This is a genomic window from Pseudomonas entomophila, from assembly GCF_029193575.1.
Lineage (GTDB): Bacteria > Pseudomonadota > Gammaproteobacteria > Pseudomonadales > Pseudomonadaceae > Aquipseudomonas > Aquipseudomonas entomophila_G.
This window is the reverse complement of sequence record NZ_JARGCS010000024.1, coordinates 60247-78134: the sequence shown is the minus strand read 5'-3', so window position 1 is coordinate 78134 and position 17888 is coordinate 60247. Positions and strand designations below refer to the sequence as shown.

At 68.4% G+C, this 17888-nt stretch carries 21 protein-coding genes; 8 read left to right on the top strand and 13 right to left on the bottom strand.

Annotated features, from left to right (window positions below; genetic code table 11):
* Nucleotides 1-13: 13 nt before the first annotated feature.
* Entirely contained in the window at nucleotides 14-1909 is a 1896-nt protein-coding gene (dxs, locus tag P0Y43_RS11535) for a 1-deoxy-D-xylulose-5-phosphate synthase (RefSeq protein WP_275637390.1), read from the top strand.
* An 80-nt stretch (nucleotides 1910-1989) separates the two neighbouring features.
* On the top strand, nucleotides 1990-3873 hold the full coding sequence (locus tag P0Y43_RS11530; RefSeq protein ID WP_430540242.1) for a TonB-dependent receptor domain-containing protein: 1884 nt from the start codon (nucleotides 1990-1992) through the stop codon (nucleotides 3871-3873).
* Here P0Y43_RS11530 and P0Y43_RS11525 read toward each other — a convergent pair.
* The 12 genes from P0Y43_RS11525 to nrdR all read right to left on the bottom strand — a co-directional run bounded on the left by P0Y43_RS11525 (nucleotide 3851) and on the right by nrdR (nucleotide 12560).
* The gene (locus P0Y43_RS11525; protein WP_275637388.1) at nucleotides 3851-4663 is read right to left on the bottom strand and encodes a cobalamin-binding protein; all 813 of its coding nucleotides are present in this window, start codon (nucleotides 4661-4663) and stop codon (nucleotides 3851-3853) included. The two genes, P0Y43_RS11530 and P0Y43_RS11525, sit on opposite strands and share 23 nt — an antisense overlap.
* Nucleotides 4663-5082, bottom strand: a complete 420-nt coding sequence (locus P0Y43_RS11520) for an MFS transporter (protein WP_275637387.1) — start codon at nucleotides 5080-5082, stop codon at nucleotides 4663-4665. Before P0Y43_RS11520 ends, P0Y43_RS11525 begins: the two co-directional genes overlap by 1 nt.
* Complete coding sequence (ribA, locus tag P0Y43_RS11515; RefSeq protein WP_275637386.1) at nucleotides 5079-5696, bottom strand: GTP cyclohydrolase II; 618 nt, start codon at nucleotides 5694-5696, stop codon at nucleotides 5079-5081. The genes P0Y43_RS11520 and ribA overlap by 4 nt, the downstream gene beginning before the upstream one ends.
* A 133-nt stretch (nucleotides 5697-5829) precedes the next feature.
* Nucleotides 5830-6576, bottom strand: a complete 747-nt coding sequence (locus P0Y43_RS11510) for a substrate-binding periplasmic protein (RefSeq protein WP_275637385.1) — start codon at nucleotides 6574-6576, stop codon at nucleotides 5830-5832.
* 16 nt (nucleotides 6577-6592) lie between these two features.
* The gene (locus P0Y43_RS11505) at nucleotides 6593-7096 is read right to left on the bottom strand and encodes a phosphatidylglycerophosphatase A family protein (RefSeq protein WP_275637384.1); all 504 of its coding nucleotides are present in this window, start codon (nucleotides 7094-7096) and stop codon (nucleotides 6593-6595) included.
* Nucleotides 7093-8061, bottom strand: a complete 969-nt coding sequence (thiL, locus tag P0Y43_RS11500; RefSeq protein ID WP_275637383.1) for a thiamine-phosphate kinase — start codon at nucleotides 8059-8061, stop codon at nucleotides 7093-7095. Before thiL ends, P0Y43_RS11505 begins: the two co-directional genes overlap by 4 nt.
* Before the next feature lie 18 nt (nucleotides 8062-8079).
* Nucleotides 8080-8580, bottom strand: a complete 501-nt coding sequence (gene nusB / locus P0Y43_RS11495; protein WP_275637382.1) for a transcription antitermination factor NusB — start codon at nucleotides 8578-8580, stop codon at nucleotides 8080-8082.
* Nucleotides 8577-9053 carry a 6,7-dimethyl-8-ribityllumazine synthase gene (ribH, locus tag P0Y43_RS11490; RefSeq protein WP_186669179.1) on the bottom strand — a complete coding sequence of 159 codons (477 nt, stop codon included), beginning with the start codon at nucleotides 9051-9053 and terminating at the stop codon, nucleotides 8577-8579. The genes nusB and ribH overlap by 4 nt, the downstream gene beginning before the upstream one ends.
* Nucleotides 9054-9144: 91 nt before the next feature.
* On the bottom strand, nucleotides 9145-10236 hold the full coding sequence (gene ribBA / locus P0Y43_RS11485) for a bifunctional 3,4-dihydroxy-2-butanone-4-phosphate synthase/GTP cyclohydrolase II (RefSeq protein WP_275637381.1): 1092 nt from the start codon (nucleotides 10234-10236) through the stop codon (nucleotides 9145-9147).
* Between the two features lie 18 nt (nucleotides 10237-10254).
* Complete coding sequence (locus P0Y43_RS11480; RefSeq protein WP_028690276.1) at nucleotides 10255-10920, bottom strand: riboflavin synthase; 666 nt, start codon at nucleotides 10918-10920, stop codon at nucleotides 10255-10257.
* A 42-nt stretch (nucleotides 10921-10962) separates the two neighbouring features.
* Nucleotides 10963-12093 (bottom strand): bifunctional diaminohydroxyphosphoribosylaminopyrimidine deaminase/5-amino-6-(5-phosphoribosylamino)uracil reductase RibD, encoded by a 1131-nt coding sequence (gene ribD, locus P0Y43_RS11475; RefSeq protein ID WP_275637380.1) that lies wholly within the window; start codon nucleotides 12091-12093, stop codon nucleotides 10963-10965.
* Nucleotides 12094-12095: 2 nt separating this feature from the next.
* Complete coding sequence (gene nrdR, locus P0Y43_RS11470) at nucleotides 12096-12560, bottom strand: transcriptional regulator NrdR (protein ID WP_275637379.1); 465 nt, start codon at nucleotides 12558-12560, stop codon at nucleotides 12096-12098.
* A gap of 105 nt (nucleotides 12561-12665) precedes the next feature.
* Between nrdR and P0Y43_RS11465 the strand changes: the two genes are divergently transcribed.
* Genes P0Y43_RS11465 through trxA form a run of 3 tightly spaced genes read left to right on the top strand, consistent with a single transcriptional unit; the run spans nucleotide 12666 to nucleotide 14685 of the window.
* Complete coding sequence (locus P0Y43_RS11465) at nucleotides 12666-13121, top strand: YbaY family lipoprotein (protein WP_275637378.1); 456 nt, start codon at nucleotides 12666-12668, stop codon at nucleotides 13119-13121.
* Nucleotides 13122-13781: a class I SAM-dependent methyltransferase gene (locus P0Y43_RS11460; protein WP_275637377.1), complete on the top strand. Its 660-nt coding sequence runs from the start codon at nucleotides 13122-13124 to the stop codon at nucleotides 13779-13781.
* Between the two features lie 31 nt (nucleotides 13782-13812).
* Nucleotides 13813-14685 (top strand): thioredoxin, encoded by an 873-nt coding sequence (trxA, locus tag P0Y43_RS11455; protein WP_275637376.1) that lies wholly within the window; start codon nucleotides 13813-13815, stop codon nucleotides 14683-14685.
* 109 nt (nucleotides 14686-14794) lie between these two features.
* Here the strand turns inward: trxA and P0Y43_RS11450 are convergent, their stop codons facing one another.
* Nucleotides 14795-15136, bottom strand: coding sequence for a hypothetical protein (locus P0Y43_RS11450; protein ID WP_275637375.1), 342 nt, complete (start codon nucleotides 15134-15136; stop codon nucleotides 14795-14797).
* Between the two features lie 133 nt (nucleotides 15137-15269).
* Here P0Y43_RS11450 and P0Y43_RS11445 point away from each other — a divergent pair, with 133 nt between their 5' ends.
* The 3 genes from P0Y43_RS11445 to P0Y43_RS11435 are packed head-to-tail and all read left to right on the top strand — an operon-like array spanning nucleotide 15270 to nucleotide 17840.
* Nucleotides 15270-15863, top strand: coding sequence for a DUF2796 domain-containing protein (locus P0Y43_RS11445; RefSeq protein WP_275637374.1), 594 nt, complete (start codon nucleotides 15270-15272; stop codon nucleotides 15861-15863).
* A gap of 1 nt (nucleotide 15864) precedes the next feature.
* Nucleotides 15865-16575: an ABC transporter ATP-binding protein gene (locus P0Y43_RS11440; RefSeq protein WP_275637373.1), complete on the top strand. Its 711-nt coding sequence runs from the start codon at nucleotides 15865-15867 to the stop codon at nucleotides 16573-16575.
* Complete coding sequence (locus P0Y43_RS11435) at nucleotides 16575-17840, top strand: ABC transporter permease (RefSeq protein ID WP_275637372.1); 1266 nt, start codon at nucleotides 16575-16577, stop codon at nucleotides 17838-17840. The genes P0Y43_RS11440 and P0Y43_RS11435 overlap by 1 nt, the downstream gene beginning before the upstream one ends.
* The last annotated feature ends 48 nt before the right edge of the window (nucleotides 17841-17888 follow it).

Below are 17888 nucleotides of genomic sequence, written 5' to 3'. Positions count from 1 at the left end.
AACGACACGCCTGATGCCCACGACGTTTCAAGAGATCCCCCGCGAACGCCCGGTCACGCCGCTGCTGGACCGCGCCGACACGCCCGCTGGCTTGCGCCGGCTGGCTGAAGCCGACCTGGAGACCCTGGCCGACGAGTTGCGCCAGGAGTTGCTCTACACCGTGGGTCAGACCGGTGGGCATTTCGGTGCCGGCCTGGGCGTGATCGAGCTGACGATCGCCCTGCACTACGTCTTCGACACCCCGGACGACCGCCTGGTGTGGGACGTCGGCCACCAGGCCTACCCGCACAAGATCCTCACCGGCCGGCGCGACCGCATGCTCAGCCTGCGCCAGAAGGACGGCATCGCCGCCTTCCCGCGGCGCAGCGAAAGCGAGTACGACACCTTCGGCGTCGGCCACTCCAGCACCTCGATCAGCGCCGCGCTGGGCATGGCCATCGCCGCCCGGCTGCAGAACGACCCGCGCAAATCCATCGCGGTGATCGGTGACGGCGCGCTGACCGCCGGCATGGCCTTCGAGGCGTTGAACCACGCCCAGGAAGTCGACGCCGACATGCTGGTGATCCTCAACGACAACGACATGTCGATCTCGCGCAACGTCGGTGGGCTGTCCAACTACCTGGCCAAGATCCTCTCCAGCCGCACCTACGCGAGCATGCGCGAGGGCAGCAAGAAGGTCCTGTCGCGCCTGCCCGGTGCCTGGGAAATCGCCCGCCGCACCGAGGAATACGCCAAGGGCATGCTGGTGCCCGGCACCCTGTTCGAGGAACTGGGCTGGAACTACATCGGCCCGATCGACGGCCACGACCTGCCGACCCTGATCGCCACCCTGCGCAACATGCGCGATCTCAAGGGCCCGCAGTTCCTGCACGTGGTGACCAAGAAGGGCAAGGGCTTCGCCCCCGCCGAGGTCGACCCGATCGGCTACCACGCCATCACCAAGCTCGAACCCGCCGACAAGCCCGCCGCGCCGAAGAAGTCCAGCGGGCCGAAGTACTCCGCGGTGTTCGGCCAGTGGCTGTGCGACATGGCCGCCGCCGACAATCGCCTGGTGGGGATCACCCCGGCGATGAAGGAAGGTTCGGACCTGGTGGCCTTCAGCGAGCGCTTCCCCGAGCGCTACTTCGACGTCGCCATCGCCGAGCAGCACGCGGTGACGTTCGCTGCGGGCATGGCCTGCGAGGGTGCCAAGCCGGTGGTGGCGATCTACTCGACCTTCCTGCAACGCGCCTACGACCAATTGATCCACGACGTGGCGGTGCAGGACCTGGACGTGCTGTTCGCCATCGACCGCGCCGGCCTGGTCGGCGAAGACGGCCCGACCCACGCCGGCAGCTTCGACCTTTCCTACCTGCGCTGCATCCCCGGCATGCTGGTGATGACCCCGAGCGACGAGAACGAGCTGCGCAAGATGCTCAGCACCGGCCACCTGTACAAAGGCCCGGCGGCGGTGCGCTACCCGCGCGGCACCGGCCCCAACGCACCGATCGACGGCGACCTGGAACCGCTGGAGATCGGCAAGGGCGTGGTGCGCCGCCAGGGCAGCAAGGTCGCCCTGCTGGTGTTCGGCGTGCAGCTGGCCGAAGCGCTGAACGTGGCCGAGACGCTGGACGCCACGGTGGTCGACATGCGCTTCGTCAAGCCACTGGACGAAGCCTTGGTGCTGGAACTGGCGGCCAACCACGAGCTGCTGGTAACCCTCGAGGAAAACGCCATCATGGGTGGCGCCGGCGCCGCGGTGGGTGAGTGCCTGGCGCGCGAGGCGGTGGTCAAGCCGCTGCTGCACCTGGGGTTGCCGGACATCTACGTGGAACACGCCAAGCCGGCGCAGATGCTCGCCGAGTGCGGGTTGGACGCGGCGGGGATCGAGGCATCGATCCGGGCGCGCATCGCCAAGCTCGGTCTCTGAGCGGAACACCCTCGCGGGGCAAGCCCGCGCCCACAGGTACAGCGCTGTACCTGTAGGCGCGGGCTTGCCCCGCGATCGCTATGGAACAGCCCATGAAAACCTCAACCCTGCTCGCCCTTCTCTGCCTCCCCGCGCCCCTGCTGGCCGCCACCCGCGACGACGCCCTGAAACTCCCCGACACGCTGATCAGCGCCAACCGCCAGGTCGAGTCGCGCACCGCCACCAGCGCCGCCAACAGCGTCTTCACCCGCAGCGACATCGAACGCCTGCAACCCACCAGCGTCACCGACCTGCTCAGCCGCGTGCCCGGCGTGCAGGTGGCGCCCACCGGTGGCCGCGGCAGCCTGCCAGGGATCTTCATCCGCGGCACCAAGGCCGCGCAGAGCCTGGTGCTGGTCGACGGCGTGCGCATCGCCAACGCCACCTCCGGCGACAGCGGCCTGCAATTGCTCGACGTCGAGCAGATCGAGCGCGTCGAAGTGCTGCGTGGCTCGCGCTCGGCGCTGTACGGCAGCGACGCCATCGGCGGGGTGATCCAGATCTTCACCCGCCGCGCCAGCGGCCCCGGCCTGCAACCGCGCCTGCGCCTGGCCGCCGGCAGCCAGCGCACCTTCCAGCGCAGCCTGGGGCTGTCCGGCGGCGATGGGCAGACCCGCTTCAACCTGGGCGCCAGCCTCGACGAAACCGCCGGCATCGATTCGACCGGCCCGTCGTTCGCCAGCGACCGCGACCACGACGCCTACCGCGACCGCTCGCTCAACCTGAGCCTGAGCCACACCTTCAACGAACGCTTTGAAGCCGGCCTGAACCTGCTCGACAGCCGTGGCCGCAGCGAGTACGACAACCCCTTCGGCCGCTTCGACCCCGTCACCTCCGAAAGCGTCGGGCAAAAGCCCTACACCGACTTCACCGTCAGCAGCCTGGGCACCTACCTCGACGCCCAGCTCACCGAGCGGTGGCATTCGCGCCTGGAACTCGGCCACAGCGAGAACCGTGACGACAAGCGCGACAAGCTCAGCGCCGAGGCCAGCGTGTTCAACACCTACCGCGACCAGGTGACCTGGCAGAACGACCTGGCCCTGGATGCGCGCAACAGCCTGCTGCTGGGCGCCGATGGGTACCAGGAGCGTGTCCACGGCAGCACCGCCTTCGACCAGGACAGCCGTTACAACCGCGCCGCCTTCGTGCAGCACCGCTTCAGCGGCGAGGCGTTCTCCAGCGAAGTGGGCGTGCGCCGCGACCAGAACCAACAGTTCGGCGGCCAGACCACCTGGAGCGGCAGCCTGACCCTGCCGCTGAACCCGGCCAACGACCTGCTGCTGTCCTACAGCGAGGGTTTTCGCGCGCCGACCTTCAACGACCTGTACTACCCGATGTTCAGCAACCCCGACCTGGACCCGGAGCGCTCGAAGAGCTACGAGCTGCAATGGCGCAGCCAACTGAGCGACAGCAGCCGCCTGGAGGCGTCGCTGTACCGCACCGACCTGCGCGACGCGATCATCTTCGGCGAAGGCTCGATCCCCCGGAATGTCGCCTCGGCCCGCATCGACGGTATGGAGCTGGCACTGGACCAGCGCTGGGGCGACTGGCGCAGCCAACTGGGCCTGGCGCTCATCGACCCGCGCGACCGCGACACCGGCCACACCCTGGCACGCCGCGCGCGGCGCACGCTGAGCCTGGACCTGGACCGGCAGTTCGAGCGTTTCGCCGTGGGTGCCAGTTGGCAGGCGGTGAGCGGCAGCTACGACGACGAGGCCAACCGCAAGCGCCTGGGCGGCTATGGCCTGCTCGGCCTGCGTGGCAGCTGGGCGGCGAGCCCTGAGGTGAAGTTCAAAGCCAAGCTCGACAATCTGCTGGACAAAGCCTACAGCCGCGCCCTGTACAGCTACGAAGGCAGCGACTACGGCTACCGCGAGGCGGGCCGCACCTGGCTGCTGAGCGTTACCTGGACGCCGGCGCTGTAGCGTCGAGCACCGCGCACAACTGCGCGGTGGCCTCGATCATCTGCCCACTGGGCCGCTCCAGGCCCTTGTCGGGCACCACCAGCAGGCGCCCGTTGGCCACGGCATTGAGCCCTGGCCAACGCCGCCAGCTCGCCAGTTGCGCCTGATCGCCCGCCAGGATCACCTCTGGGTCGCGCGCCAGCACCGACTCGACGCTGACCTGCGGCGCCGGCTGGCTGAGGTCGGCGAACACGTTGCGCGCGCCGCACACGGCCAGGGCGTCGCTGACGATCTGCCCGCCGCCGAGGGTATACAGCGGCGCATCCCACACCTGGTAGAACACCCGCAGCGGCGTCGCCCGGCGATAGCGCTCGCGCAGCCCGGCCAGGCGCGCGCGCAGGGCGTCGGCATGGGCGCGGCCCTGCTCGGCGCGCCCCAGGCGCACGGCGATGGCTTCGATCTGTTCGATCAACTGGTCGAGGTCGTGGGGTTCGCCGCTGAAGGTGGGGATGCCCAGGCGCGCGAGCTGCTCGCGCTGGGCGGGCGGCACGCTGCCGGGCCAGAGCAGCAGCAGGTCGGGCTTGAGCGCGAGCAGGCGCTCCATGTCCAGTTGGCCATAGCGCCCGACCGACGGCACAGCGTCGAGTGCCGTGGGGCGCTCGCCGCCGTCGAGCACGCCCACCAGCAGCTCGGCGGCGCCCAGTTCGAGCACCACCTCGCTCATCGACGGCGCCAGGCTGACCACGCGCGGCGGTTCCGCCGCCAGGGCGGCGAAGGTGAGCAGGGAAAGGCCGAACAGCAGCGCGCGCATCAACCCAGCTGGCGGGGAATGCGGTAGAGGTAGAGGATCACCACGCTGGACAGCGCCAGGAGGATCTGCGGCACCGCCTCCAGGCCCACCAGCACCGACAGCGCGGCGACCCAAGCGGGAATGCAGGCGAACAGCATGGCCAGGCGCCGCACCCGCGCCAGCTCGATCCACGCGGCGGGCTCCTCGGGCGTGCCGAGGGCCTCGGAGGTGGCGATCAACGCGCGCTTGTAGGCGCCGAAGCGCGGCAGGCTGAGGAACATGGTCGCGGCGCCGGCGAGAAACAACGGCATGGCCAGCACCGGCATCAGCGCCGTGCCCCCGCCGAAGGCCCAGGCCATCACGGGCAGCGGCAGCAGGCCGACCGCCAGGTATTGCCACCAGGCCAGGGTCAGGCGCCGCTTCACCTGGCCACGGGTCACGCCTGGGGCACCTCGCCCTGGTGCTCGTTGCCCATCATGTGGCCGAGCTTGCCGGCCTTGGTTGCCAGGTAGAGGCGGTTGTGCGGGTTGTGCCCGGTGTGCAGCGGCACACGCTCGGCCACGGCGATGTTCATCGCGGTCAGCGCCTTGACCTTGCGCGGGTTGTTGGTCATCAGGCGCAGCGACTTGACGCCCAGGTGCTCAAGCATTGGCAGGCACATGGCGTAGTCGCGCTGGTCGGCGGCGAAGCCCAGGCGCTCATTGGCCTCGACGGTGTCGGCGCCGCCGTCCTGCAGTTCATAGGCGCGGATCTTGTTCAGCAGGCCGATGCCCCGGCCTTCCTGGCGCAGGTACAGCAGCACGCCACGGCCTTCACGGGCGATGGCCTGCAGCGCGGCCTCCAGTTGCGAGCCGCAATCGCAGCGCTGGCTGAACAGGGCGTCGCCGGTCAGGCATTCGGAGTGCAGACGCCCGAGTACTGGTGCGCCATCGCTGATGTCACCCAGGCTGAGCACCACGTGCTCACGGCCGGTGGCTTCGTCGAGGAAGCCATGCATGGTGAAGGTCGCGAAAGGCGTTGGCAGTTTCGAAGCGGCAACAAAGACGACGGGCACGTTGTGCTCCTGGTAAGTAGGAAATTTCAGATGGCGCGATTGTATCAGCAGCCCTGCGGGCGTGCGCAGGCTGAATCTCGTGGCTTAAGATCGAAAAGTTCGATGCATAGGCCCGGGCGCGGCGCGCCAGCAATCACTGGGGCTGGCTGTCGGAGGCGAACGGGTAAGGCTGCTTCCAGCGCTCGAAGATCGGCCGCAACTCGCCACTGCGCACCAACTGTTCCATGCGTTTGTCGAACAGGTCGCGCAAGAGCTTGCCCTGGTCGCTGCGGGTGAAGGCCAGGTACAACGGCAACTCGGCGATGTGGGTGCGGCGGAAACGCCCCGGCTCGCTGGACTGCTCCAGCACGTAGTCGACTTCGGTGAGCGCGTCGATGTAGAAATCCACCCGATCATGCTCGAGCATCGGCAGGATGCCCTCGCGGCGCTGGATCTCGCGGTAATTGCCAACGCGCGGCAAGTAGTTCTGATAGTCGTAGCCGCGTACCCAGGCCAGGCGATACTTGCCCACCGTCTCCAGCGTCGGCACCGGCTGGCTGGCCAGGCCCAGGGCGTAGATGTGGTCCATATCGAAATGCCAGCGCGGGTAGAGGTTCTCGTTGTCCTCGTTCTTGTACGAGCCCACCCAGGCATCGGCCTCGCCGCGTTTGACCAGGCCCACGGCGCGGCTGTACGGCGCGCTCTGGATCACGACCTTGACCCCTGCCGGCTCGAACACTTTGCGCAACACGTCCCAGGCCACGCCGGTGCCGTCGGCGTTGGTGTAGTCCAGCCACTGTTCGCTGACCAGGCGCACCTGCGCGGGCACGGCTTCGGGCTTGGCCGCCTGCGCCCAAGGCGCCAGCAGCAGCAACGCGAGCAGCACATTCCTCATGGCCATCGACACACTCCCTGTATCAGGCAACCAACCAGACCAGACCCTGCATGCCCAGCCAGGCGAACACGCCGGCCAGGATATCGTCGAGCATGATCCCCACGCCGCCGTGCACATGGCGGTCGACCCAGCGGATCGGCCACGGCTTGAGGATGTCGAAGAAGCGGAACATCAGGAACCCCGCCAGCAGCCACTGCCAGCCTTCCGGCACCAGCCACAGGGTGATCCACATGCCGACCATCTCGTCCCAGACGATGCCTTCATGGTCGTGCACGCGCAAGTCGTTCGCCACCTTGCCGCACAGCCAGAAGCCGAACAGCATGGTCAGCCCCAGCAACAGCCAGTAGCCCCAGTCCGGCAGCATCTGCCACAGCGGGATGAACGGCAGCGCCACCAGCGAGCCCCAGGTGCCCGGTGCCTTGGGCAGGGTGCCGGAGCCGAAGCCGAAGGCGATGAAGTGCCACGGGTTGCGCCAGACCGAAGGCGGAACGAACTCCGCAGGCACCTGGTTGGGGTGGTCGGTCACGGTGTCTCCCTAAAATGTTGATAGCCCCGTTGCCGGGGGGTGATGTCACGGCCCTCGGCGTCGCGCAGGGTCACGCCCTGCCCTTCGCAGACCTGGCCAATGACCTTGACCTCGGAAAAGCCGGCCTGCGCCAGGCCGGCAAGCTGCTGCGCCGGCAGGGTGAACGCCAGCACGTAGTCGTCGCCCCCGCTCAACGCCGCCTGCCAGGCGGCCTCGCGGCCGAGGAAGGCCTGCAAGGCAGGAGACACCGGCACCTGGGCCAGGTTCACCTCGAGCGCCACGCCGGAGGCCTTGGCGATATGCCCGCAGTCGGCCAGCAGGCCGTCGGAGATGTCCAGGGCCGCCGTGGCCCGCCCGCGCAAGGCGAGGCCCAGGGCGAACTGCGGCTGCGGCGCCCAGTACTGGGCCAGCAGCGGCTCGGCTTGCTCGACCGGGGCCTGGCGCTCGCCGAGCACCAGCGGCAAGGCACCGGCGGCGTTGCCCAGGCAGCCACCGACGCACAGCAGGTCGCCCGGGCGGGCGCCGCTGCGGCGCAGGGCCTGGCCGCTGGGAACGCGTCCGAACACAGTGACGGTGATGCTCAAGGGGCCGCGGGTGGTGTCGCCGCCGATCAGGCTGAGGCGGCAGTGCCCGGCCATGCGTTGCAGGCCTTCGGCGTAGGCCTGAAGCCAACTGGCGCTGACCTCGGGCAAGGTCAGCGCCAGGGTGAAGGCCACGGGCTCGGCGCCCATGGCCGCCAGGTCGCTGGCCGCCACGGCCAGGGAACGCTGGCCGAGCAGCCGCGCGTCGCACGCATTGGGGAAATGCACGCCGGCCACCAGCGTGTCAGTGGACACCGCCAGTTGCTGGCCGCTTGGCACCTCGAGCAGGGCGCAGTCGTCGCCGATGCCCAGGGCCACGCCCTCGCCGCCCTGCGCACAGGGCGCGGCGGCGAAGTAGCGGCGGATCAGCTCGAACTCACCCATGGGCCGTCAGCGCTGCGATCAGCGCTTGTTCGCCTTGACTTCCGCTTCGCGCAGGGTCGGCGCGAGCTTGTCCAGCACACCGTTGACGAACTTGTGCCCGTCGGTGGCGCCGAACACCTTGGCCAGCTCCACGCCTTCGTTGATCACCACGCGGTACGGCACGTCGACGCGCTTGATGAACTCCCAGGTGGACAGGCGCAATACCGCCAGTTCGACCGGGTCGAGCTCTTCGAGGGCCAGGTCCAGGCATGGCTTGAGCGCGTTGTCGATTTCACCCTTGATCGCCGGAACCCCGTGCAGGATCTCGCGGAAATAGGCGCCATCGACATCGGAGAAATCGTTATCGACCCGGAACTGCGCTTCGATCTCGTTCAGCGAATGCTGGGCCATGTGCCATTGATACAGGGCCTGGGTGGCAAGCTTGCGCGCTTCGCGGCGCTTGGCGCTCTTCGACGGCTTGCCGGCATCCGCGGGTTTTGGATCGCGCGGGTTGAAACGATCGCTGTCGTCGCTAATCACTTGGCCTCCAACTGCGCCAGCAGGCTGACCATTTCCAGGGCGGACAGGGCTGCTTCGGCGCCTTTGTTACCGGCCTTGGTGCCGGAACGCTCGATGGCTTGCTCGATGGAGTCGACGGTCAGCACGCCGAAGGCCACCGGAACGCCGAACTCCATGGACACCTGGGCCAGGCCCTTGGTGCACTCGCCCGCCACGTACTCGAAGTGCGGGGTACCGCCACGGATCACCGCGCCCAGGGCGATGATCGCGCTGTAGTCGCCTTGCTGGGCGACCTTCTGTGCCACCAGCGGGATCTCGAAGGCGCCCGGGGCACGGATGATGGTGATGTCGCTTTCGCTGACACCATGGCGTACCAGGGCATCAACGGCACCGCTCACCAGGCTTTCGACGACGAAGCTGTTGAAGCGGCCAACCACCAAAGCATAGCGACCTTTGGGGGCGATGAAGGTACCTTCGATGGTCTTCAGGGTCATTCCGGTGTTCTCATCTTAAAGAGCGAGGCCGCTCTAGGCGGCCTGCGGGAGGGTTTGGACACGAGCGGCAGGACGGGTCGTTACGCCTGTGTCACTCGGAGGGCACGTATTCTACAACTTCCAGATCGAATCCGGATATCGCGTTGAACTTCATCGGCGAGCTCATCAGGCGCATCTTGCGCACGCCGAGGTCACGCAGGATCTGCGAGCCGGCACCGACCGTGCTGTAGGTGGACGGGGTCTTGGCGTGCACTTCGCCGGCGCTTTCGCGGATGTGCGCCAGCAGCACGTCGCCATCGAGCGGGTGGCCCAGCAGCAGCACCACGCCACTGCCGGCCTCGGCCACGGCGCTCATCGCCGCGCGCAGGCTCCAGCGGCCGGGTTGCTTGACCATCAGCAGGTCGCGCAGCGGGTCCATGTTGTGCACGCGCACCAGGGTCGGCTCTTCGGCGCAGATCTTGCCCAGGGTCAGGGCCATGTGCACGTCGCCTTCGACCGAGTCGCGGTAGGTGACCAGGTTGAACTGGCCCAGCTCGCTGTCCAGCGGCTGCTCGGAGACACGCTGCACGGTGCGCTCGTGGATCATGCGGTAGTGGATCAGGTCGGCGATGGTGCCGATCTTCAGGCCGTGCTCGGCGGCGAACACTTCCAGCTCGGCGCGGCGCGACATGGTGCCGTCGTCGTTCATCACTTCGCAGATGACGCCGCTCGGCTCGAAACCGGCCATGCGCGCCAGGTCGCAAGCGGCCTCGGTGTGGCCGGCGCGGGCCAGGGTGCCGCCCGGCTGGGCCATCAGCGGGAAGATGTGGCCGGGGCTGACGATGTCTTCGGCCTTGGCGTCCTTGGCCGCGGCGGCCTGCACGGTGCGCGCGCGGTCAGCGGCGGAGATGCCGGTGGTGACGCCCTCGGCGGCCTCGATCGACACGGTGAACTTGGTGCCGAAGCCCGAGCCGTTGCGCGGCGCCATCAGCGGCAGCTTGAGCGTTTCGCAGCGCTCGCGGGTCATCGGCATGCAGATCAGGCCACGGGCGTGCTTGGCCATGAAGTTGATGTGCTCGGGCAGGCAGCACTCGGCCGCCATGATGATGTCGCCTTCGTTCTCGCGGTCTTCGTCATCCATGAGGATGACCATTTTGCCCTGGCGGATGTCTTCGACCAGTTCTTCGATGCTGTTGAGCGCCACGCGGCACCCCCTTCTCAATCAGGATTTCAAGAAGCCGTTGGCGGCCAGGAAGCTTTCGGTGATGCCACTGCCTTTGCTCGGCTCGGCGGCCTTGTCGCCCAGCAGCAGACGCTCCAGGTAACGGGCCAGCAGGTCGACCTCAAGGTTCACCCGACGACCTGCGCGGTAGTCGGCCATGATGGTTTCGGACAGGGTGTGCGGGACGATGGTCAGCTCGAACTCGGCGCCATCGACTTCGTTGACCGTCAGGCTGGTGCCATCGACGGTGATCGAGCCCTTGTGGGCAATGTACTTGGCCAGCTCCTTGGGTGCGCGCACGCGGAACTGGATGGCGCGGGCGTTATCGGCCCGCGAGACGATCTCGCCGACGCCGTCGACGTGGCCGCTGACCAGGTGGCCGCCCAGGCGGGTGGTGGGGGTCAGGGCCTTTTCCAGGTTGACCCGGCTGCCGCTCTTGAGGTCGACCATGGCGGTGCGCTTGAGGGTCTCGACGCTGACGTCGGCCCAGAAACCGTCGCCAGGCAGCTCCACGGCGGTCAGGCACACGCCGTTGACGGCGATGCTGTCGCCAAGCTTGACGTCGCCCAGGTCGAGCTTGCCGGTCTCTACGTAGACCCGCACGTCGCCACCCTTGGGGGTCAGGCTGCGGATGGTGCCGATGGATTCGATGATGCCGGTGAACATGGTGTGCTCCTCAGGGACGGGCTGCGCGGGGCAAGCCAGGCATTATACGCCGGGCGCGGGCAAGGGGATGGCCGTGACCCGCCAGTCATCGCCAACCGCGCGCATGCCGGTGATCTTCAAGCGCGGCGCCTCGCTCATGGTCGCCAACGGCCAGTCGAGCAGCGGGCGGGCCTCGGAGCCGAGGAAGGTGCCGGCGACGAACAACTGGTATTCATCGACCAGGCCGCGCTGGGCGAAGGCGCCGACCAGGCCGGCGCCGGCCTCCAGCAGGATTTCATTGACCCCGCGCGCGGCCAGGGCCACGAGCAGCGCCGGCAGGTCGACGCGACCGTCGGCGCCGGGCAGGCTCAGCAGCTCATGGCCAGCGGCGGCGTAGCGGGGGTCGTCATCACGGGCGGTGACCACCAGGGCCGGGCCCGCCTGGAAGAATGGCGCGTCCAGCGGCAGGCGCAGGCGCCCGTCGACCAGCACGCGCAGCGGCGGGCGTGACAGGGCCAGGGCGGTCAGTTCGGCATCCAGCCCCAGCTCGGCGCCGCGCACGGTCATGCGCGCGTTGTCGGCGAGCACGCTCTGGGCGCTGGTCAGCACCACGCTGGAGCGCGCGCGCAGGCGCTGCACTGCGGCGCGGGCGGCAGGGCCGGTGATCCACTGGCTTTCACCACTGGCCATGGCGGTGCGGCCGTCCAGGCTCATGGCCAGCTTGGCCCGCACGAACGGCAGGCCATGCTCCATGCGCTTGAGGAAACCGGGGTTGAGGGCACGGGCTTCGCTTTCCAGCACGCCGCTGGCGACTTCGATACCGGCCTCGGCCAGGCGCCTGAGGCCATTGCCCGCCACCTGCGGGTTGGGGTCTTGCATCGCCGCCACCACCCGCGCCACCCCGGCCTTGACCAGCGCTTCGGCGCACGGCGGCGTGCGACCATGGTGGCTGCAGGGTTCGAGGGTGACGTAGGCGGTGGCGCCGCGGGCGCGTTCGCCGGCCTGGCGCAGGGCATGCACTTCGGCGTGGGGCTCGCCGGCGCGCTCATGCCAGCCTTCGCCGACCACCTCGCCGTCGCGCACGATCACGCAGCCCACACGGGGGTTGGGGTGGGTGCTGTACAGGCCCTTGCGGGCCAGTTCCAGGGCCCGGGCCATGTAGTGGGCGTCGAGGATGGCGGTCTGGCTGGGCATGCTTACTCTTTGGCTGGCTCTCGGGCCAGGCGGTCGATCTCTTCGCGGAATTCGTCGAGGTCCTGGAAACGCCGGTAGACCGAGGCGAAACGGATGTAGGCGACTTCGTCGAGCTTGCGCAGCTCGGCCATCACCAGTTCGCCGACCACCAGCGACTTGACCTCGCGCTCACCCGTGGCGCGCAGCCGGTGCTTGATGTGCGCCAGCGCCGCTTCCAGGCGCTCGACGCTCACCGGGCGCTTTTCCAGCGCGCGCTGCATGCCGGCGCGCAGCTTGTCCTCGTCGAACGGCTGGCGCGTGCCGTCCTGCTTGATCAGGCGCGGCAGCACCAGCTCGGCGGTCTCGAAGGTGGTGAAGCGCTCGCCGCAGGCGACGCATTCACGGCGACGACGCACCTGTTCGCCCTCGGCGACCAGGCGCGAATCGATGACCTTGGTGTCGTTGGCACCGCAAAAGGGACAGTGCATGGTGGCAGGCAACAAAAAAAGGGATGGCCATGGTAGCGCATCCCACTGGCAAGACAAGCCAAAGGGGTTACCATCCTGAGAAATCTGCCCGTGAAGGATTACCCCATGCATCATCGAGCGCTCGTCGTGCTGAGCCTGGCCGGCCTGCTGGCCGCCTGCGGCAGCGACCGCCCCAAGCCCGACCTGCCACCCGCGCCGGTGCCCGCGAAAACCGTGGTCAAGCCGGCCGAGGAACTGGGCCCGCTACCGGCCTACCAGCGCGAGTTGAGCGGCACCCTGCTGGAAATCCCGCGCGGCGCCGAGGTGGAGCTGGCACTGCTGGTGATCGACGAACGCGGCCGCCCGCAACGCCTGCTGGCCAGCGAGAGCTTCACCGGCAACGGCCAGGCCCTGCCCTACCGCCTGCGCTTCAACCCCGAGGCCTTTCCCGCCGGCGCCCGCGTCGAGCTGCGTGGCCGCGCCAGCCAGTCCGGGCAGTTGATCCTGCACCTGCCGCCGCAACGCATCGCCCAGGCCGAAACCCAGGCCACCGGTCCGCTGCGCTTCGAAAAGGCGCCGTGAATGGCGCCTGTGCACTTGCAGCAGGCCCTGAGCGCCTTGATCGGCGAGGCCCGTCTGGTGCCCAGCGACTTGCCGGGTTGTGACCTGAAACTCTGGCTGATCGACGCCGAGAACATGGACCGCGCCTTCAACGCCGAGGAAACCCGGCGCATCCTCGAGGAGCCACCGTACTGGAGCTTCTGCTGGGCCAGCGGCCTGGCCATGGCGCGCTACCTGGCCGAGCGCCCCGAGTGGGTACGCGGCAAGCGCGTGCTGGACTTCGGCGCCGGCTCCGGCATCGCCGGCATCGCCGCCGCACGCGCCGGGGCGCTGGAAGTGGTGGCCTGCGACCTCGACCCGCTGGCGCTGGACGCCTGCCGCGCCAACGCGGCGCTCAATGGCGTCGAGCTCGGCTACAGCGAGGACTTCTTCGCCGAGGCCGACCGCTTCGACCTGGTGCTGGTCGCCGACGTGCTCTACGACCGTGCCAACCTGCCGCTGCTCGACCAGTTTCTCAGCCGTGGCCGCCAGGCGCTGGTGGCCGACTCGCGGGTGCGCGACTTCAACCACCCGCGGTACCGCCCGCTGGGCGTGCTCGACGCCCTGACCCTGCCGGACCTGGCCGAACCGCACGAATTCCGCCGGGTCAGCCTGTACCACGCCAGCCGCGAGCCTTTATAGTGGCGCCATTGACGGATTTTCGAGAAACGCGATGAACCAAGCCACGCCGTACATCTTCGACGCCACCGATGCCAACTTCCAGCAACTGGTGATCGAGAACTCCTTCCACAAGCCGGTGCTGGTGGACTTCTGGGCTGAGTGGTGCGCGCCGTGCAAGGCGCTGATGCCGCTGCTGGCGAAGATCGCCGAGGGCTACCAGGGCGAGCTGCTGCTGGCCAAGATCAACTGCGACGTGGAACAACAGATCGTCGCCCAGTTCGGCATTCGCAGCCTGCCGACCGTGGTGCTGTTCAAGGATGGCCAACCGGTCGATGGCTTCGCCGGCGCCCAGCCGGAATCGGCGATCCGCGCCATGCTCGAGCCCCATGTGCAACTGCCCGCCGCGCCCAGCGCCTCGCCGCTGGAACAGGCCAAGGCACTGTTCGCCGAGAGCCGTTTCAGCGAGGCCGAAGCCGTGCTGCAGGCCCTGCTGGGTGAAGACAACAGCAATGCCGAGGCGCTGATCTACTACGCCCGCTGCCTGGCCGAACGCGGCGAGCTGGGTGAGGCGCAGGTGGTGCTGGACGCGGTCAAGACCGACGAGCACAAGGCCGCCCTGGCCGGCGCCAAGGCGCAATTGACCTTCCTGCGCCAGGCCGCCAGCCTGCCGGAGGTCGCCGACCTGAAGACCCGCCTGGCGCAGAACCCGCAGGATGACGAGGCGGCCTACCAGTTGAGCATCCAGCAACTGGCACGCCAGCAGTACGAGCCGGCGCTCGACGGGCTGCTGAAGCTGTTCCAGCGTAATCGCGGTTATGAGAACGGCTTGCCGCAGAAGGCGCTGCTGCAGGTGTTCGAACTGCTGGGGGGCGACCACCCGTTGGTCGGCGTGTACCGCCGCAAGCTGTCGGCGGCGATGTTCTGAGATCGCCAGGGCTGCGTTGCAGCCCAATCGCGGGGCGAGCCCCACAGGTACCTCGCTGATCTCAGGGCAACGGGGTACCTGCGGAAGCCGGCCTGCCCCGCGATGCTGTTCAGCCCACCCAGCGATACACCGGGGCATCCGCCCCGCTTTCCACCTTCACCTCGCCGCTATGGCGCAACCGCACCAACAGCCGCTTGCCCGCCGCGACGCTCCCGGCCAGCCCTTCCAGCCGCTCCAGCAATTCCGGCCCACTGAGCGCACCCGCCTGGCGCAGCACCTCGCAGGCTGCCGCCCACTGCCCATCGTCCTGACGCGCCACCACGGGCGCCACGGGCGTTTCCACCGCCACCGGCGGGCTCTCCAGGCGCCGCCCCAACTGCGCCCACTCCTCCGGCGACAGCTCCAGGATCAGGTCCACCGGCCAGGCGCCGATCTGTCCGCGAATTCTCACGATGCGTTCCTTGAGTCAAAAGCACGGTCGTCATGCTCCCACGAACATGAAACCTGCGCCAGGCGGGCTGGCACCCTCACGAAAAGTTGTTATAACATTGCAAAATCTCTCATCCCTGCTTCTGGAGTCGTCCATGCGCCGCCTGCTCCTCGCCCTGCCGTTCGCCCTGCTCCCCCTCGCCGTGGCCCACGCCCACGAAGACCATGATCACGACCATGAACACGGCTCGCTGGGCGCCCACGAGCATGGCGTCGCCCGCCTCAACGCGGTGCTCGACGGCAACACCCTGGAGCTGGAGCTGGACAGCCCGGCGATGAACCTGGTCGGGTTCGAGCACGCTGCCAGCACCGACGCCGACAAGGCCAAGGTCGCCGCCGCCCGCCAGGTGCTGGAACAACCGCTGAAACTGTTCGGCCTGGCCAGCGCCGCCGGCTGCAAGGAGGAAAACCAGGACCTGGAAAGCCCGCTGTTCGGCGACCAGCCCTCGGCCAAGGACGATGATGGCGACGACGATCACGACCATGAGCACGGCCATGACCACGAACACAGCGAGATCCACGCGCATTACCAGCTGAGCTGCGCCACCCCGGCCAAACTCACGCAGATCGACCTGGCGCCGCTGTACAAGGCTTTTCCGCAAACCCAGAAGATCAATGTGCAGTTGATCGGCCCGAACGGCCAGAAAGGCGTCGAAACCACGCCGGCCAAGGCCGTGGTCAGTTTCTGACATGCGCAAACCGCTGATCGAACTGCACGGCCTGGGCTTCGCCTGGCCCGGCCAGCCAGCGTTGCTGGACATTCCCGAGTTCCGCCTGGAGGTCGGCGAGGCGCTGTTCCTCAAGGGCCCCAGCGGCAGCGGCAAGACCACCCTGCTCGGCCTGCTGGGCGGGGTCAACCGGCCGGGCCAGGGCAGCATCCGCCTGCTCGGCCAGGAGCTTGGCGAACTTGGCCAGGGCGAGCGCGACCGCTTCCGCGTCGACCACACCGGCTACATCTTCCAGCAGTTCAACCTGCTGCCGTTCCTGTCGGTGCGGGAAAACGTCGAGTTGCCCTGCCGCTTTTCGAAAAGCCGCGCCGAACGCGCCATCCAGCGCCATGGCAGCATCGACCAGGCGGCCGAGCAACTGCTCGCCCACCTGGGCCTGGGCGACCCGGCGCTGCTCGCGCGGCGCGCCGACAGCCTGTCGATCGGCCAGCAGCAGCGGGTCGCCGCCGCCCGCGCATTGATCGGCCAGCCCGAGTTGGTGATCGCCGACGAACCGACCTCGGCGCTGGATGCCGACACCCGCGAGGCGTTCATCCGCCTGCTGTTCGACGAATGCCGCGCCGCCGGCTCCAGCCTGCTGTTCGTCAGCCATGACCAGAGCCTGGCGCCGCTGTTCGACCGTCACCTGTCCCTGACCGAGCTCAACCGCGCCGCCAAGCCCCGGGAGGCCTGATGTACCTGCTCCGCCTTGCCCTGGCCAGCCTGGCCAACCGCCGCTTCACCGCCTTTCTCACCGCCTTCGCCATCGCCCTGTCGGTGTGCCTGTTGCTGGCCGTCGAACGGGTGCGCACCGAGGCGCGCGCCAGTTTCGCCAGCACCCTCAGCGGCACCGACCTGATCGTCGGCGCCCGCTCGGGCTCGGTGAACCTGCTGCTGTATTCGGTGTTCCGCATCGGCAACGCCACCAACAACATCCGCTGGGACAGCTACCAGCACTACGCCAAGGACCCACGGGTGAAGTGGGCCATCCCGATTTCCTTGGGCGACTCGCACCGCGGCTACCGGGTGATGGGCACCACCGGCGACTATTTCAGCCACTACCAGTACGGCCGCCAGCAGCACCTGCAACTGAGCCAGGGCCGCCCGTTCGCCGACGACCCGTTCGAGGTGGTGCTCGGCGCCGAAGTGGCCGAGGCGCTGCACTACACGCTCGGCGACCAGTTGGTGCTGGCCCATGGCGTGGCGGCGATCAGCCTGGTCAAGCACGACGACAAGCCGTTCACCGTGGTCGGCGTGCTGCAACGCACCGGCACCCCGGTGGACCGCACCCTGCACATCAGCCTGGCGGGCATGGAGGCGATCCACGTCGACTGGCACAACGGCGTGCCGGCCCGGGGCGCGGGGCGCATCAGCGCCGACCAGGCCCGCACCATGGACCTGCAACCGAGCGCCATCACCGCGTTCATGCTGGGCCTTAACAGCAAGGTCGCGACCTTCAGCCTGCAACGGGAAATCAACGAGTACCGGGGCGAGCCGCTGCTGGCGATCCTTCCCGGGGTCGCCCTGCAGGAGCTGTGGAGCTTGATGGGCACCGCCGAGCAGGCGCTGTTCGTGGTCTCGCTGTTCGTGGTGCTGACCGGGCTGATCGGCATGCTCACGGCGATCCTCACCAGCCTCAACGAACGCCGCCGGGAGATGGCCATCCTGCGCTCGGTGGGCGCGCGGCCCTGGCATATCGCCGGGTTGCTGGTGCTCGAGGCGCTGGCCTTGGCGCTGACCGGCATCGTCGCCGGGCTGGGCCTGCTGTACGCGGGCATCGCCCTGGCCCAAGGCTACGTGCAGGCCAACTACGGGCTGTATCTGCCCCTGGCGCTGCCGAGCGCTCACGAATGGACGCTGCTGGCAGTTATCCTTGGCGCGGCGCTGCTGATGGGCAGCGTGCCAGCCTGGCGCGCGTATCGGCAGTCGCTGGCGGATGGCCTGTCGATTTACCTCTGAGAGATGTTCATGTTCAGCCAGCTTGCAAACACCCCCGCGCCTGAGGGA